Below are 14,916 nucleotides of genomic sequence, written 5' to 3' on the forward strand. Positions count from 1 at the left end.
CACCGAGAAGGGCGGGCGGGTGGGGCGGGCAGGCCCGCGAGGGCGCCGCTCAGGCCGCCGCGCAGGCGGCACACGTGCCGAAGATCTCCACCGTGTGCGCCACGTTCACGAAGCCGTGCTCGGTGGCGATCGTCTCGGCCCACTTCTCGACCGCGGGCCCCTCCACCTCGACCGCCTTGCCGCAGACGCGGCAGACCAGGTGGTGGTGGTGATCGCCGGTCGAGCAGCGGCGGTAGACCGTCTCGCCCTCGTTGGTGCGCAGGGCGTCGACCTCACCGGCGTCGGCGAGGGACTGGAGGGTGCGGTAGACCGTGGTCAGACCGACCGAGTCGCCCTTGTGCTTGAGCATGTCGTGCAGCTCCTGCGCACTGCGGAACTCGTCCACGTCGTCGAGCGCCGCGGCCACCGCCGCACGCTGGCGGGTCGACCTGCCTCGAACCGGGGCTCCCACGGTTGCCTCCTCGCGTCGCGCTCTGGTCTGGGGCCTGCCGGGCCATTGTGCCAGGTCGGGCAGGACGCAGGTCAGGTCTTGGCCATCGGCTGGGCCGGTACCGAGCACTCCGCGGGGTCGCCGGCCGCCTCCGCGGCGGCCACGGCCCGCGCTCTGCGCCTGGCCAGCGGCGTCGCGAGGACCGTCAGGACGATGAAGACGCCGATGGTGAGCAGTACGATCGTCGCGCCCGGCGGGACGTCCTGGTAGTACGACGTGACGGTGCCGCCGAGCGTCACCGCGACGCCGATCGCCACCGCGACCACGAAGGTCACCGCGAAGCTCCGGGTGAGCTGCTGGGCGGCCGCGACCGGCACCACCATCAGCGCGGAGACCAGGAGCAGGCCCACGACCCGCATGGCGACGGTGACGGTGATCGCCGCGGTGACGGCGGTGAGCAGGTTCAGGGCCCGCACCGGCAGGCCGGTGACGCGCGCGAACTCCTCGTCCTGGCTGACCGCGAAGAGCTGGCGGCGCAGCCCGACCGTGACCACGACCACGAAGGCGGCGAGCAGGCAGATCGCCGTGACGTCCTCCTCGGAGACCGTCGAGAGCGAGCCGAAGAGGTACGACTGGAGGTTCGCGTTCGAGCCGCCGGGGGCGAGGTTGATGAACATGACGCCGCCCGCCATGCCGCCGTAGAACAGCATCGCGAGCGCGATGTCGCCGCGCGTCTTGCCGTACCAGCGGATCAGCTCCATGACGACGGCGCCGACCACGGCGACCGCCGTCGCCATCCACACGGGCGACGTCGAGAGCAGGAAGCCGAGGCCGACGCCGGTCATCGCGACGTGGCCGATGCCGTCGCCCATCAGGGCCTGGCGGCGCTGGACGAGGTAGATGCCGACGGCGGGCGCGGTGATGCCGACCAGGACGGCGGCGAGCAGGGCCCGCTGCATGAAGGCGTAGTCGAGGATTTCCATGGCTCTCGCGTCCTCAGGTGAGCAGGCCGGTACGGACCGGCTCCGCGTCGGCGGTGTGCGGGTGGACGTGGTCGTGGCCGGGCAGGGCGTGCTGGCCGACGGCGTGCGGGGGCGGCCCGTCGTGCAGGACGCAGCCGTCGCGCAGCACCACGGCGCGGTCGATCAGCGGTTCCAGGGGGCCGAGTTCGTGCAGGACGAGCAGGACGGAGGCGCCCTGGGCGACCTGTTGGCGCAGGGTGGCCGCGAGGACCTCCTGGCTGGCCAGGTCGACGCCCGCCATCGGCTCGTCCATGATCAGGAGTTCCGGTTCGGAGGCCAGCGCGCGGGCGATGAGGACCCGCTGGTGCTGGCCGCCGGAGAGGGCGTTGACGGAGTCCTTGGCGCGGTCGGCGAGGCCGACGAGGTCGATGGCGCGGGCGACGGCCGCGCGGTCGGCCTTGCGCAGCACGCCGAAGCGGGCGCGGGAGAGCCGCCCGGAGGCGACGACCTCGCTGATGGTGGCGGGCACGCCGCCCGCGGCGGTGGTGCGCTGCGGGACGTACCCGACGCGGGCCCAGTCGCGGAAGCGGCGGCGCGGGGTGCCGAAGATCTCGACGTCGCCGCCGCTGACGGGGACCTGCCCTATGACGGTGCGCACGGCGGTGGACTTGCCCGAGCCGTTGGCGCCGAGGAGGGCGACGACCTCACCGCGGCGCACGGTGAGGTCGATGCCGCGAAGGACGGGGCGCGAGCCGAGCTCGGCCGTCACGTCGCGCAGGGATATGACGGCTTCGCCGGTGTGGGGCTGCTTGCTCATGGCGCGTGCCTCCGTAGCCGCGGGGGAGTCGGTCACTTGGCGCCCAGGGCCTTCTGCAGGGCCTTGAGGTTGGACTCCATGACCTGGATGTAGTCGGTGCCCTTGGAGTCGTCGGTGATGCCCTCGATCGGGTCGAGCACGTCGGTCTTCAGGCCGGTGTCCTTGGCGAGGGTCCGCGCCGTCTCGTCGCTGACGAGCGTCTCGTAGAACACCGTGGTGACCCCGTCGGCCTTCGCCATCTTCTGGAGCTCCCTGACGCGCTTGGCGCTGGGCTCGCCCTCGGGGTCGAGGCCGCTGATGGCCTCCTCGGTCAGGCCGTAGCGCTCGGCGAGGTAGCCGAACGCGGCGTGCGTGGTGATGAAGACCTTGGAGTCGGTGTCCTTCAGGCCGTTCTTGAAGGACGTGTCCAGGCCACCGAGCTTCTTCACGAGCTTCGCGGTGTTCTTCTCGTACGTCGCCGCGTTGTCCGGGTCGGCCTTCTCCAGGGCCTTGCCGACGCCCTCGGCGACCTCCGCGTATTTCACGGGGTCGAGCCAGATGTGCGGGTCGGCGCCCTCGTGGGAGTGGTCGTGGTCGTGCCCGTCGTGCTCCTCGGCGTGCCCGCCGACCTCGTTGCCGTGCTTCTCCGTGCTCGTGAGGGAGGCGGCGTCGACCTTGGTCTTGATGCCGGACTGGTCGATCGCGTCGTCCACGGCGGGCTGCAGGCCCTTGAGGTAGAGGGCGACGTCGGAGTCCTCGAGAGCGCCGCGCTGCTTGGCGGAGACGTCGAGGTCGTGCGGCTCCTGGCCGGGCTGGGTGAGGCTGGTGACGGAGACGTGGCCGCCGCCGATCTGCTCCGCCAGGTACTGCATGGGGTAGAACGACGCCACGACGTCCAGCTTGCCGTCCTTGTCGGCCGCGGAGGAGGTGGAGCAGGCCGTCAGCGCGGTGAGGCCGAGGACCGTGGCGGAGGCAAGGGCGGCGGTGGGTATGAGGCGTCGTACGTTCATGACACTCATTTTCAACAAAAGTGGAAACGATTGTCAACAAGGCCTCCTGCGGGGAGCTCGGCGGGCACCCTCGGGGCAGCTCGTGAGGAACCGATTTGATTAGGGGGGTAAGGCCGCCGGTAACCTGAAGCATTCGCTCCCGAAGCGCCTAACCATGCTTCGTCCGCCGTCGTAATGAAGAGAGCACCGTGGCCGCCGACAAGATCGACACCATCGTCAGCCTGAGCAAGCGCCGTGGCTTCGTTTTTCCCTGCAGTGAGATCTACGGCGGACAGCGCGCCGCCTGGGACTACGGACCGCTGGGCGTCGAGCTGAAGGAGAACCTCAAGCGCCAGTGGTGGCGCTACATGGTCACCTCGCGCGAGGACGTCGTCGGCATCGACTCGTCGGTGATCCTGGCCAGCGAGGTCTGGCAGGCCTCCGGCCACGTCGCGACCTTCTCCGACCCGCTCACCGAATGCCTCTCCTGTCACAAGCGCCACCGCGCCGACCACCTGGAAGAGGCCTACGAGGCCAAGCACAACCGCCCGCCGGCCAACGGCCTTGCGGACATCAACTGCCCCAACTGCGGTACCAAGGGCCAGTTCACCGAGCCCAAGCAGTTCTCCGGCATGCTCGCCACGCACCTCGGCCCGACCCAGGACACCGGCTCCGTCGCCTACCTGCGCCCCGAGACCGCGCAGGGCATCTTCACCAACTTCGCCCAGGTCCAGCAGACCTCGCGCCGCAAGCCGCCGTTCGGCATCGCGCAGACGGGCAAGTCCTTCCGCAACGAGATCACGCCCGGCAACTTCATCTTCCGCACCCGCGAGTTCGAGCAGATGGAGATGGAGTTCTTCGTCAAGCCGGGCGAGGACGAGCAGTGGCAGGAATACTGGATGGAGCAGCGCTGGAACTGGTACACCGGCCTGGGCCTGCGCGAGGAGAACATGCGGTGGTACGAGCACCCGAAGGAGAAGCTCTCCCACTACTCCAAGCGCACCGCTGACATCGAGTACCGCTTCCGCTTCGGCGGCAGCGAGTGGGGCGAGCTGGAAGGCGTCGCCAACCGCACGGACTACGACCTGACGGCGCACTCCAAGGCGTCCGGCCAGGACCTGTCGTACTTCGACCAGGAGGCCGGCGAGCGCTACACCCCGTACGTCATCGAGCCCGCGGCCGGTCTCGGCCGCACCATGCTCGCCTTCCTCCTCGACTCCTACTTCGAGGACGAGGCGCCCAACGCCAAGGGCAAGATGGAGAAGCGCACGGTCATGCGCTTCGACCACCGCATCGCCCCGGTGAAGGTCGCGGTCCTGCCGCTCTCCCGCAACCCGGAGCTGTCGCCGAAGGCGAAGGGCCTGGCCGCCGCCCTGCGGCAGAACTGGAACATCGACTTCGACGACGCGGGCGCCATCGGCCGCCGCTACCGCCGCCAGGACGAGATCGGCACGCCGTACTGCGTGACCGTCGACTTCGACACCCTCGACGACAACGCCGTGACGGTGCGCGAGCGCGACACGATGAAGCAGGAGCGCGTCTCCCTCGACCAGATCGAGGGCTACCTCGCCACGCGCCTCGTGGGCTGCTGACGCTCGTACGTTTCCGGCGTGAACGCCGCGGGAAGCCCCCGGTTCCGGGTTATGGAACCGGGGGCTTCTGTGCACACTGAGGCGCATGCCTCCACGGACCACGAGCAGGGTCAGACGATGGGACCAGCACGGACGCGAGCACGTCGTCCAGGTCCAGAAGGCGGGTGTGCAGCGGGAGTTGAGCTGTGACACCTGCGGCTGGCGCAGGAAGGCGCAGTTCCTGCCGTGGCTCAAGGCGGAGGAGCACCTGGCCGGGGAGCACCAGGCGACGGTGGATCCGGCGGCCCCGGCGTCGTAGGGGCCGCGCCGACCGCAGCCGGTCGGCTAGCCCTGGGACCACGCGGCCACCGGCAGGGACAGATAGACGCCGAAGTCGTCGCACCCGGTGGCCGCGCGGATCCCGTCGTGCAGGTGGTCCACCCGCTCCTGCCGGTTGCCGGCCCGGCTCTCGAACCACTTCGACCGCACCTCGATCACGAAGTCCAGGCCGCTGCGGTCCCACGGCCCGAGCTCCTTGAACCGCAACTCCACGTCGCCCGGCTGGAGATCGCCGTCGTACGGCTCCTCGGGGCACTCCACCGCCAGGGACACCAAGTGGGGGAGGACCGCACCGAGTTCGCGGAGCGTCGCTTCGGGGATGTGGGGGGCGTAGGTGATCTCGACGAGCGGCATGGGATCACCCTACCCAGCGCCGTGACGCGGGCCTCGGGCGCGCAGGCCCCGCAGCGTCAGGTCGAGCACCGCGGCGAACGCGTCCTCGATGCCGGGGCGCGACCAGTGGGCGGCGTACGCCGGGTCGTGGAAGCGGGACGTGGCGTCGAAGACCGCCCGCGCCGTGACGGCGGGGTCATCGGACGCGAAGTCGCCGCTGTCCACGCCCTGTTGGACGATGGCCGTCAACTGTCCCGTCAGGTCGGCGATGTGGTCGTCCACCACGTCGCTGTTCTCGTCGACGAGCACCGAGTACGTGGCGAACAGTTCGGGGTCGTCCCCCGCCTTGTGCTGCTTGGCCTCGAAGAGGCCCGCGAGCCACTGGCGGAGCTTCGCCTCGGGGGGCTCGGAGCCGGTGACGACCGCCGAAAGCGCCCGCGACGTACGGTCCAGCCAGCGCCGCGTCACCGCACCGCGCAGCTCCGACTTCGTACGGAAGTGGCGGTACACCGTGCCGTGGCTCACCCCGAGGGCGCGGGCCACGTCGACCACCGTGGCCTTGGCGGCGCCGTGCCGGCGCAGCACCTCCTCGGTCGCTTCGAGAATGCGCTCGGGGGTCAGGGGAGCCGCGGTTGCCATGGCATAGACCGTACCCGTGGGCGGCTCAGTGCTCGCTGTCGAGGTGTGCCATCTGCGCTTCCGGGTAGCGCGCGCCGGCCGCCGCGTCCGCGGGCACGGCCGCCTCGATCGCCGCCAGGTCCGCGTCGTCGAGCGTCACGTCGAGGGCGCCGAGTGCCTCGTCGAGCCGGTCCCGGCGGCGCGCGCCGACCAGCGGCACGATGGCCGCGTCGTGGCGGGGGCCCTGCGCGAGCACCCAGGCGATGGCGGTCTGCGCGACACTGACGCCCTTCCGGTCCGCGATCTCGCGCAGGGCGTCGACCAGGTCCAGGTTGCGGTGGAGGTTCTCGCCCTGGAAGCGGGGGCTCATCGAGCGGAAGTCGGTGGCGGCGAGCTGCCGGTCGCGGGTGAAGTGGCCGGAGATCAGACCGCGCGAGAGCACGCCGTACGCCGTGACGCCGATGCCGAGCTCGGCGGCCGTCGGCAGGATCTCCGCCTCGATGCCGCGCGAGATCAGGGAGTACTCGATCTGCAGGTCGGAGACGGGGGCCGTGGCCGCCGCGCGGCGGAGCGCGTCGGCGCCGACCTCGGAGAGGCCGATGTGCCGGACGTACCCCTTCTCGACCAGCTCGGCGATGGCGCCGACGGTCTCCTCGACCGGGACGTGGGGGTCGAGGCGGGCGATGCGGTAGACGTCGATGTGGTCGACGCCGAGGCGCTGCAGCGAGTACGCGGCGAAGTTCCTGACCGCGGCCGGGCGGCCGTCGTACCCCGACCAGCCGCCGTCCGGGTCGCGAAGGGCGCCGAACTTGACGCTGGTCAGCGCCTGTTCGCGGCGGGCGGCAGGGGCGGTGCGCAGGGCCTCGCCGATCAGCAGTTCGTTGTGGCCCATGGCGTAGAAGTCGCCGGTGTCCAGGAGGGTGACGCCCGCTTCGAGGGCCGCGTGGATCGTCGCGATGGACTCGGCGCGGTCCGCCTCTCCGTAGAGCGCGGACATGCCCATGCAGCCGAGGCCGAGGGCGGAGGTGCGGGGGCCGGTGGTTCCGAGAGTGAGAGTACGCATGCGTCCACCATGACATGACAGATAACAGATTTCAATATCTGTCATCTGTCATCCACCATCTCTCATCCGCACCTGTCATCCGCCACCTGTCGTGTCATGCCTCACGTCCGCGGCAGCCGCAGGCTCAGCAGGGCCAGGCAGAGCAGCCCCGCGAACTGCACTCCGAGCGCGGTCACGAACGCGTCCCGCATGCCGAGGTCCGGTACGAGCGCCAGGAAGAGCGAGCCGACCGTCGCCACTCCCACGGCCAGGCACGACTGCTGCACGGTCGCGGCGAGACCGCCGCCCGCGCCCGCCCGCGCGGCGGGCACGGCCGCGAGCGCGATCCGGTAGTAGAGCGCGAGCTGGACGCCCTGTCCGGCGCCGCACAGCAGCAGCCCCGGCGCGAGGGCGAGCGGCGTGAGCCCGGACCACGACGTCCACAGCACCGTCAGGCCGAGCACCGCGAGACCCGCGGCGTGCACCAGGGCGGCCCGGGTCATCGCACGGGTGCCCCAGCGGCGCATCAGGCGCGGCACCAGCACCGACGCGGGGATCTGCGTCAGGCCCATGGGGACCACCGTCAGGCCCGCCCGCAACGCCCCGTAGCCCAGCCCCTGTTGGAGGACGATCGCGAACCCGAACATGAAGCCGCTGAACCCGATGAAGATCGGCAGGCCGAGGGCCAGGCTCCTGCGCACGGCAGGCTCGCGGAGCAGTGAAGGGGGCAGCAGCGGACTGCCGCCGGTGCGCTCGGCGCGGCTCTCCACGGCCCCGAAGGCGCAGCCGAGCAGCGGGGCGGCGATCAGCAGGAGCACGGACCACAGCGGCCAGCCCGTCGCGCGCCCCTCGGTGAGGGGCAGCAGGAGCGCGGTCAGCGCCCCGGCGAACAGGACGGTGCCGAGGACGTCGCTCCGCGCGGGCCGCTCGGCGCGGCTGTCCGGCACCGTGCGCGCCCCGGTCACCACGGCCGCGAGGGCGATCGGCACGTTGACGAGGAACACCGCGCGCCAGCCGGTGCCGCCCGGATCCGCGGCGACCAGGGCGCCGCCGAGCGCCTGGCCGAGCAGGCCCGCGACACCGCTCACGGCGCCGTACAGGGCGACGGTCCGCGCCCGCCGCTCGCCGCGCGTCGTGGCGTGGATGGTGCCGAGCACCTGCGGGAGCATCAGCGCGGACGCGGCGCCCTGCGCCACCCGCGCGCCCACCAGCCACCATGCGCCGGGCGCGAGCCCGCAGGCCAGCGAGGTCAGCCCGAAGGCGGCCACGCCCCAGAGGAAGAGCCTGCGGCGCCCGTACGTGTCGCCGAGCCGGCCGCCGAGGACGAGCAGCACGGCGTACGCGACCGCGTAACCCGCGACGACCATCTCCAGGGTGGCGGGGGAGGCGTGCAGGTCGCGCTGGATGCTGGGCAGCGCGACGTTGACGACGAAGAAGTCGACGCTGGAGAGGGAGGCGCCGAGGAGGACGGTGAGGAGGGCGAGGGGGGTCAGGGCGGCGGGTGGGGGTGCGGGTGTGGGTGTGGGGGTGTGGGCGGGTGCGGGCGCTTTGTTCGTTGCGTGGGTCACGAATATGACGATGTTCGAGCCCGCAGAGGGGTACCAGAGTCTTCTTATCCTGGTACCAGGCGAACCTGGAAACAGGCTGCGGTATGCGCCAACCTTGGGTGGTGACCGTTACAGCCGTCCCGGCAGGACCGGGCGCCGACATCCGCCGCCGAGAACTCGCCGCCTTCCTCCGCAGCCGCCGCGAGCGCGTCACGCCCGAGCAGGTGGGCCTGCCCCGCGGCGCCCGCCGCCGTACGCCGGGACTGCGCCGCGAGGAGGTCGCGCAGCTCGCCTGCGTGGGCGTCACCTGGTACACGTGGCTGGAGCAGGCTCGGCCCATCAAGGTGTCGGCGCAGGTCATCGACGCGATCGCCCGCGCCCTCCTGATGGACCCCGGCGAGCGCGCGCACCTCTTCGCGCTCGCCGGGGCCGTCGACCCCCGCCCCGAGGCGGAGCGCACCGCCCTCTCCGCCGAGGTCCGGCGCCTGATCCGCCGCCTGTGTCCCTACCCGGCCACCGTGCAGAACGGCCGCTACGACGTCCTCGCCCACAACCGCTCCTGGACGCACGTCTTCGGCGACTTCGACGCGATGGCGCCCCGCGACCGCAACTGCCTCTGGCTCCTGGCCACCAGCGAACGCTGGCGCGAGACGTTCATCGACCGCGACGAGATGCTGCGCGACCTGGTCGCCAAGTTCCGCGGCTCCATGACCGAGCACGGCGCCGAACCGGCCTGGAGGGAACTGCGCGACCGGCTGGCCGGGGCCTCCGCCGAGTTCCGCGAGCTGTGGGAGCGGCACGAGGTGGCGACCATGTCGCCGCACGTCAAGCGCTATCAGCACCCCCAGGTCGGCCTGCTCCGCCTGGAGCACCGGATGCTGTGGACGGCCCCGCTGGTGCAGGCGCACCGCTTGATCGCGTACGTACCCGCCGACGACGTGACGGAGGAGCGTCTGGAGCGCCTGGCGGAGCTGTCGGGGAGCGACGCCGGGGGAGCGCGGGACGGGTGCTCGGGGAGTGTGGGACGGCCGCCCGCGGAGTGAGGGACAATGAAGGGTCCTGTCGTACGTTCCGGAGATCATCGATGCCGTCCCAGCCGCAGCCCCTGTCGATCGGCCCGCACACCGTGCAGCCGCCGGTCGTGCTCGCCCCCATGGCGGGGATCACGAACGCGCCGTTCCGGACGCTGTGCCGGGAGTTCAGCGGAGGCAAGGGCCTCTTCGTCAGCGAGATGATCACCACGCGCGCCCTGGTCGAGCGCAACGAGAAGACCATGCAGCTGATCCACTTCGACGAGACCGAGAAGCCCCGGTCCATCCAGCTGTACGGCGTCGACCCCGCGACGGTCGGCAAGGCGGTCCGCATGATCGCCGAGGAGGACCTCGCCGACCACATCGACCTGAACTTCGGCTGTCCCGTCCCCAAGGTCACCCGCAAGGGCGGCGGCTCCGCGCTCCCGTACAAGCGCCCCCTGCTCCGCGCGATCCTGCGCGAGGCCGTCGCGGGCGCCGGTGACCTGCCGGTCACCATGAAGATGCGTAAGGGCATCAACGACGAGCACATCACCTTCCTCGACGCGGGCCGGATCGCCGTCGAGGAGGGCGTCACGGCGATCGCCCTGCACGGCCGCACCGCCGCCCAGCACTACGGCGGCACCGCGGACTGGGACGCAATCGCCCGCCTCAAGGAGCACGTCCCCGAGATCCCCGTGCTCGGCAACGGCGACATCTGGTCGGCCGCCGACGCGGTCCGCATGATGAACGAGACCGGCTGCGACGGCGTCGTCGTGGGCCGCGGCTGCCTCGGCCGCCCCTGGCTCTTCGGCGATCTGGTGGCCGCCTTCGAGGGCACGGGCGCCCCGCAGGCGCCGACCCTGCGCGAGGTCTCGAAGGTCATGCTCCGCCACGCGACGCTCCTGGGCGAGTGGATCGGCGACGAGGCGCGCGGCGTCATCGACTTCCGCAAGCACGTCGCCTGGTACCTGAAGGGCTTCGCGGTCGGCTCGGAGATGCGCAAGCGCCTCGCGATCACCTCCTCGCTCGCCGAACTGGAGGACGGGCTCGGCGAGTTGGACCTCGACCAGGCGTGGCCGGCGGGCGCCGACGGCCCGCGCGGCCGTACGTCGGGCAACAACCGCGTGGTCCTGCCGGACGGCTGGCTCAAGGACCCCTACGACTGCGCGGGCGTGAGCGAGGAAGCCGAACTGGACACGTCGGGCGGCTGAGAACCCGTCGCCGACCGGCTCCGGGAGCCTGCGCCGCCGGTCCGTCAGGCCGTGCGGCGCCGCGTGGCGAGAAACATCCCCGTCGCGCACGCGAGTTCGGCGACGACGAGGCGGGGATGCCGCCAAAGCCCGGAAAGCCTTGCCCGACACGGCACTTGAGCGGCGGCTCGGCACCCTTGCCGAGGTCGAGGCGGTCTCCGCGCAAGCCGTCCTGGAGGCGACGGGCGCACCGCGGGACGCGGCCGAGGTCGCCGCCGCCCTCGCGTCCAGCCACGCACTGGCCACGATGCCGGAAATCACCTGACGTATCCCCGGGCCTACGTGATCATGACCCGATGGACGCTCGTTTCGTAGGTATTCCCGATGTCCCCGGCCTGGCCCGGGTCCCCTCCGTGGCGGTCGTGGTCGACGTCATGCGCGCCTTCACCGTGGCCGCCTGGGCCTTCGCCCGGGGCGCGGAGAAGATCGTGCTCGCCGAGTCGCCGGCCGAGGCCCTCGCGCTCAAGGCCCGGAACCCGGACTGGGTGACCCTCAAGGACGGCCCGCCCGCACCCGGGTTCGACGCGGTCAACTCGCCGGGCCTGCTGCGCTCCGCCGACCTCGACGGACGGACCGTCGTGCAGAAGACCACGGCGGGGACGGTCGGCGCCCTGGCGGTCAAGGACGCGTCGCTGGTGCTGTGCGCGGGCTTCGTGGTGGCGGAGGCGACGGCCCGGCTGCTGCGGGCCCACGGCTGCGACAGCGTCACGTTCGTGGTCACCGGCGAGGACGGACGGGCCGACGAGGACCTGGCGTGCGCCCAGTACATCGCCCGCAGGGCCGCCGGCGCCCCGACGGACGCGGCCGGGTTCCTCCACCGCGCCGCGGCTTCGCGCGCCGCCACCGAACTGTCGACGGGGGTGCGCCAGGGAGCCCACCCCGACGACGTCGCGCTCTGCCTCGAACTCGACCGCTTCCCCTTCGCCATGGCGGCGACCCAGGAGGACTCGCTCACGGTCCTGCGGAGACGCGACGCGGGCCACCGGGCCCGATGACGCACGAAGGGACAGCACCCCCGCACAGGGTGCTGTCCCTCCTCGTGGACCGGAGCCGACGCCGCATCGGTACTGAGGGTCGGGGACACGGCGTCGGCCCCGGAGCTCTACCGGTGGTCGCTGCCCGTCGAGTGCGACGCGGCGCGGCCGGCCTCCAGGCGGGCCACCGGGATGCGGAACGGCGAGCAGGAGACGTAGTCCAGGCCCACCTCGTGGAAGAAGTGCACGGACTCCGGGTCGCCGCCGTGCTCGCCGCAGACGCCGAGCTTCAGGTCGGGGCGGGTCTCGCGGCCCAGCCTCGCGGCGTCCCGTACGAGCCTGCCGACGCCGTCCTTGTCGATCGTCTCGAAGGGCGAGACGCCGAAGATGCCCTTCTCCAGGTACGCCGTGAAGAAGCTCGCCTCCACGTCGTCGCGGGAGAAGCCCCAGACCGTCTGCGTGAGGTCGTTCGTGCCGAAGGAGAAGAACTCGGCGGCCTCCGCGATCTGGTCCGCGGTGAGCGCGGCGCGCGGCAGCTCGATCATCGTGCCGAGCGCCAGCTTCAGCTCGACGCCGGTCGTCTCGACGACCTCCGCGATGACCTGCTCGGCCTCCTCGCGGACGATCTCCAGCTCCTGGACCGTGCCCACGAGCGGAATCATGATCTCCACGCGCGGGTCGCCCTTGGCGGTCTTCCGCTCGGCCGCGGCCTCCGCGATGGCCCGCACCTGCATGGTGAACAGGCCGGGGATGACCAGGCCGAGGCGCACGCCGCGCAGACCCAGCATCGGGTTCTGCTCGTGCAGGCGGTGCACGGCCTGGAGCAGGCGCAGGTCGTTCTCGTTGGCGTCCTTGCGGGACTCGGCGAGCGCGACGCGGACCGAGAGCTCCGTGATGTCGGGGAGGAACTCGTGCAGCGGGGGGTCGAGGAGGCGGACCGTGACCGGCAGGCCGTCCATCGCCTCGAAGAGCTCCACGAAGTCCCGCTTCTGCAGCGGCAGAAGCTCCTTCAGGGCGTCCTCGCGCTCCTCGTCCGCGTCGGCGAGGATCAGCCGCTCGACCATCTCGCGGCGCTCACCGAGGAACATGTGCTCGGTGCGGCACAGGCCGATGCCCTGCGCGCCGAAGCGGCGGGCACGGAGCGCGTCCTCGGCGTTGTCCGCGTTGGCGCGCACCCGCAGGCGGCGGACCCGGTCCGCGTACGCCATGATCCGGTGCACGGCGGCGACCAGCTCGTCGGCGTCGTCGGCGCCCGCGTGCATGCGCCCCTCGAAGTACTCGACGACGGGGGAGGGGACCACCGGCACCTCGCCGAGGTAGACCTTGCCCGTCGAGCCGTCGATGGAGACGGTGTCGCCCTCCTCGACGACGGTGTCGCCCACCGTCATCCGGCGGCGCTTGGTGTCGACCTCCAGGTCCTCGGCGCCGCAGACACAGGTCTTGCCCATGCCGCGCGCCACGACGGCGGCGTGCGAGGTCTTGCCGCCGCGGGAGGTCAGGATGCCCTCGGCCGCGATCATGCCGTCGAGGTCGTCGGGGTTGGTCTCGCGGCGGATCAGGATGACCTTCTCGCCCGAGCGCGACCACTTGATCGCGGTGTACGAGTCGAAGACGGCCTTGCCGACCGCGGCGCCCGGCGACGCGGCGATGCCCCGGCCCAGCTGCTCGACCTTGGCGCCCTCGTCGAAGCGGGGAAACATCAGCTGCGCGAGCTGCGCGCCGTTGACCCGCTGCAGCGCCTCGGCCTCGTCGATCAGGCCCTGGTCCACGAGCTGCGTCGCGATGCGGAACGCGGCACCGGCGGTGCGCTTGCCGACGCGCGTCTGGAGCATCCACAGCTGGCCGCGCTCGATGGTGAACTCGATGTCGCACAGGTCCTTGTAGTGCGTTTCGAGGGTCTCCATGATCTGCATGAGCTGGTCGTACGACTTCTTGTCGATCTGCTCCAGATCGGCGAGCGGCACGGTGTTGCGGATGCCCGCGACGACGTCCTCGCCCTGCGCGTTCTGCAGGTAGTCGCCGTACACGCCCTGGTGTCCCGAGGCCGGGTCGCGAGTGAACGCGACGCCCGTGCCGGAGTCGGGGCCGAGGTTGCCGAAGACCATCGAGCAGACGTTGACGGCCGTGCCGAGGTCGCCGGGGATGCGCTCCTGGCGGCGGTAGAGCTTGGCGCGGTCGGTGTTCCACGACTCGAAGACCGAACGGATCGCGAGGTCCATCTGCTCGCGCGGGTCCTGCGGGAAGTCCCGCCCGGCCTCCGTCTTGACGATCTTCTTGAACTTCGTGACCAGCTTCTTGAGGTCGGCGGCCTCGAGGTCGGTGTCGACCGAGACCTTCTTGGCCTCCTTGGCCTTCTCCAGGGCGTCCTCGAAGAGTTCGCCGTCGACGCCGAGGACGGTCTTGCCGAACATCTGGATGAGCCGGCGGTAGGAGTCCCACGCGAAGCGGTCGTCGCCGGACTGCTTGGCGAGGCCCGTCACGGACTTGTCGGAGAGCCCGATGTTGAGGACGGTGTCCATCATGCCGGGCATCGAGAACTTGGCGCCCGAGCGGACCGAGACGAGCAGCGGGTCGTCGGACTGGCCGAGCTTCTTGCCCATCCTCTTCTCGAGGGCGTCGAGGTGCGCGCTCACTTCGTCCCGCAGCTCGACGGGCTCCTCGCCACTGCCGAGGTACGTCTTGCACGCCTCGGTGGTGATGGTGAAGCCCGGAGGGACGGGCAGCCCGAGGTTGGTCATCTCGGCGAGGTTCGCGCCCTTGCCGCCGAGAAGGTCCTTGAGGTCCTTGTTGCCCTCGGTGAAGTCGTAAACGAACTTCACGGCCTCGGTCGCCTCACTCGTGTGAGCTACATGGGGATCTTTGTTTTCCGACACGGGTCTCGACTCCTCGAGGACTCGGTGGCTGCCCTGACGGCGAGGAACATACCCAGATCGAAGGCGCCTGGGTACGTCCACTTGTGCGTCATGCGGCCGTAACCACCCGTCCGCCGCTAGATCGAAAGTGACTGAGCGGTAGCCGGAGAGACACTCTTGCCTACAACCCTTGAACACTG

At 71.2% G+C, this 14,916-nt stretch carries 15 protein-coding genes; 6 read left to right on the plus strand and 9 right to left on the minus strand.

The genetic code is table 11. The features are described from left to right. Positions 1–49 precede the first annotated feature (49 nt). The 4 genes from ACZ69I_RS02130 to ACZ69I_RS02145 form a co-directional block, all read right to left on the minus strand. Positions 50–451 (minus strand): Fur family transcriptional regulator, encoded by a 402-nt coding sequence (locus ACZ69I_RS02130; protein ID WP_467668983.1) that lies wholly within the window; start codon positions 449–451, stop codon positions 50–52. Positions 452–522: 71 nt separating this feature from the next. After that, complete coding sequence (locus ACZ69I_RS02135; RefSeq protein ID WP_467668980.1) at positions 523–1,413, minus strand: metal ABC transporter permease; 891 nt, start codon at positions 1,411–1,413, stop codon at positions 523–525. A gap of 13 nt (positions 1,414–1,426) precedes the next feature. Then, positions 1,427–2,209, minus strand: coding sequence for a metal ABC transporter ATP-binding protein (locus ACZ69I_RS02140; RefSeq protein WP_470830098.1), 783 nt, complete (start codon positions 2,207–2,209; stop codon positions 1,427–1,429). A gap of 32 nt (positions 2,210–2,241) precedes the next feature. Further along, positions 2,242–3,198: a metal ABC transporter substrate-binding protein gene (locus ACZ69I_RS02145; protein ID WP_470830099.1), complete on the minus strand. Its 957-nt coding sequence runs from the start codon at positions 3,196–3,198 to the stop codon at positions 2,242–2,244. A 188-nt stretch (positions 3,199–3,386) separates the two neighbouring features. Here ACZ69I_RS02145 and ACZ69I_RS02150 point away from each other — a divergent pair, with 188 nt between their 5' ends. Both ACZ69I_RS02150 and ACZ69I_RS02155 read left to right on the plus strand, forming a co-directional pair. After that, positions 3,387–4,769, plus strand: coding sequence for a glycine--tRNA ligase (locus ACZ69I_RS02150; RefSeq protein ID WP_467668974.1), 1,383 nt, complete (start codon positions 3,387–3,389; stop codon positions 4,767–4,769). 85 nt (positions 4,770–4,854) lie between these two features. Beyond that, entirely contained in the window at positions 4,855–5,067 is a 213-nt protein-coding gene (locus ACZ69I_RS02155) for a hypothetical protein (RefSeq protein ID WP_470830101.1), read from the plus strand. A gap of 26 nt (positions 5,068–5,093) precedes the next feature. Here ACZ69I_RS02155 and ACZ69I_RS02160 read toward each other — a convergent pair whose 3' ends face one another. The 4 genes from ACZ69I_RS02160 to ACZ69I_RS02175 all read right to left on the minus strand — a co-directional run bounded on the left by ACZ69I_RS02160 (position 5,094) and on the right by ACZ69I_RS02175 (position 8,648). Continuing rightward, on the minus strand, positions 5,094–5,441 hold the full coding sequence (locus tag ACZ69I_RS02160; protein WP_467668971.1) for a hypothetical protein: 348 nt from the start codon (positions 5,439–5,441) through the stop codon (positions 5,094–5,096). A gap of 9 nt (positions 5,442–5,450) precedes the next feature. Beyond that, positions 5,451–6,059: a TetR/AcrR family transcriptional regulator gene (locus ACZ69I_RS02165; RefSeq protein WP_467668969.1), complete on the minus strand. Its 609-nt coding sequence runs from the start codon at positions 6,057–6,059 to the stop codon at positions 5,451–5,453. Positions 6,060–6,084: 25 nt separating this feature from the next. Next, positions 6,085–7,101 (minus strand): aldo/keto reductase, encoded by a 1,017-nt coding sequence (locus ACZ69I_RS02170; protein WP_470830103.1) that lies wholly within the window; start codon positions 7,099–7,101, stop codon positions 6,085–6,087. A 101-nt stretch (positions 7,102–7,202) separates the two neighbouring features. Then, the gene (locus ACZ69I_RS02175) at positions 7,203–8,648 is read right to left on the minus strand and encodes an MFS transporter (RefSeq protein ID WP_467668965.1); all 1,446 of its coding nucleotides are present in this window, start codon (positions 8,646–8,648) and stop codon (positions 7,203–7,205) included. A gap of 101 nt (positions 8,649–8,749) precedes the next feature. On the opposite strand from ACZ69I_RS02175, the gene ACZ69I_RS02180 reads away from it, so the two are divergent. From ACZ69I_RS02180 to ACZ69I_RS02195, 4 genes are all read left to right on the plus strand, one after another. Beyond that, positions 8,750–9,670 (plus strand): helix-turn-helix transcriptional regulator, encoded by a 921-nt coding sequence (locus tag ACZ69I_RS02180; RefSeq protein WP_467668963.1) that lies wholly within the window; start codon positions 8,750–8,752, stop codon positions 9,668–9,670. 41 nt (positions 9,671–9,711) lie between these two features. Further along, the gene (gene dusB / locus ACZ69I_RS02185; RefSeq protein WP_467668961.1) at positions 9,712–10,851 is read left to right on the plus strand and encodes a tRNA dihydrouridine synthase DusB; all 1,140 of its coding nucleotides are present in this window, start codon (positions 9,712–9,714) and stop codon (positions 10,849–10,851) included. A gap of 139 nt (positions 10,852–10,990) precedes the next feature. Next, a complete protein-coding gene (locus tag ACZ69I_RS02190) occupies positions 10,991–11,155 on the plus strand; it encodes a hypothetical protein (RefSeq protein WP_467668959.1) in 165 nt (54 codons plus the stop codon). 31 nt (positions 11,156–11,186) lie between these two features. Then, positions 11,187–11,885: a 2-phosphosulfolactate phosphatase gene (locus tag ACZ69I_RS02195; RefSeq protein ID WP_470830106.1), complete on the plus strand. Its 699-nt coding sequence runs from the start codon at positions 11,187–11,189 to the stop codon at positions 11,883–11,885. A 107-nt stretch (positions 11,886–11,992) separates the two neighbouring features. Here ACZ69I_RS02195 and ppdK read toward each other — a convergent pair whose 3' ends face one another. Then, on the minus strand, positions 11,993–14,737 hold the full coding sequence (gene ppdK, locus ACZ69I_RS02200; RefSeq protein WP_470830107.1) for a pyruvate, phosphate dikinase: 2,745 nt from the start codon (positions 14,735–14,737) through the stop codon (positions 11,993–11,995). Between the last annotated feature and the right edge of the window lie 179 nt (positions 14,738–14,916).

This window comes from Streptomyces sp. NPDC036815, from assembly GCF_055609205.1.

Excerpts from the sequence above, each read along its gene's own strand:
- ACZ69I_RS02135 (WP_467668980.1), bottom strand. The coding sequence starts at position 1,413 with ATGGAAATCCTCGACTACGCCTTCATGCAGCGGGCCCTGCTCGCCGCC.
- ACZ69I_RS02140 (WP_470830098.1), bottom strand. The coding sequence starts at position 2,209 with ATGAGCAAGCAGCCCCACACCGGCGAAGCCGTCATATCCCTGCGCGAC.
- ACZ69I_RS02145 (WP_470830099.1), bottom strand. The coding sequence starts at position 3,198 with ATGAACGTACGACGCCTCATACCCACCGCCGCCCTTGCCTCCGCCACG.
- ACZ69I_RS02155 (WP_470830101.1), top strand. The coding sequence starts at position 4,855 with ATGCCTCCACGGACCACGAGCAGGGTCAGACGATGGGACCAGCACGGA.
- ACZ69I_RS02160 (WP_467668971.1), bottom strand. The coding sequence starts at position 5,441 with ATGCCGCTCGTCGAGATCACCTACGCCCCCCACATCCCCGAAGCGACG.
- ACZ69I_RS02165 (WP_467668969.1), bottom strand. The coding sequence starts at position 6,059 with ATGGCAACCGCGGCTCCCCTGACCCCCGAGCGCATTCTCGAAGCGACC.
- ACZ69I_RS02170 (WP_470830103.1), bottom strand. The coding sequence starts at position 7,101 with ATGCGTACTCTCACTCTCGGAACCACCGGCCCCCGCACCTCCGCCCTC.
- dusB (WP_467668961.1), top strand. The coding sequence starts at position 9,712 with ATGCCGTCCCAGCCGCAGCCCCTGTCGATCGGCCCGCACACCGTGCAG.
- ACZ69I_RS02195 (WP_470830106.1), top strand. The coding sequence starts at position 11,187 with ATGGACGCTCGTTTCGTAGGTATTCCCGATGTCCCCGGCCTGGCCCGG.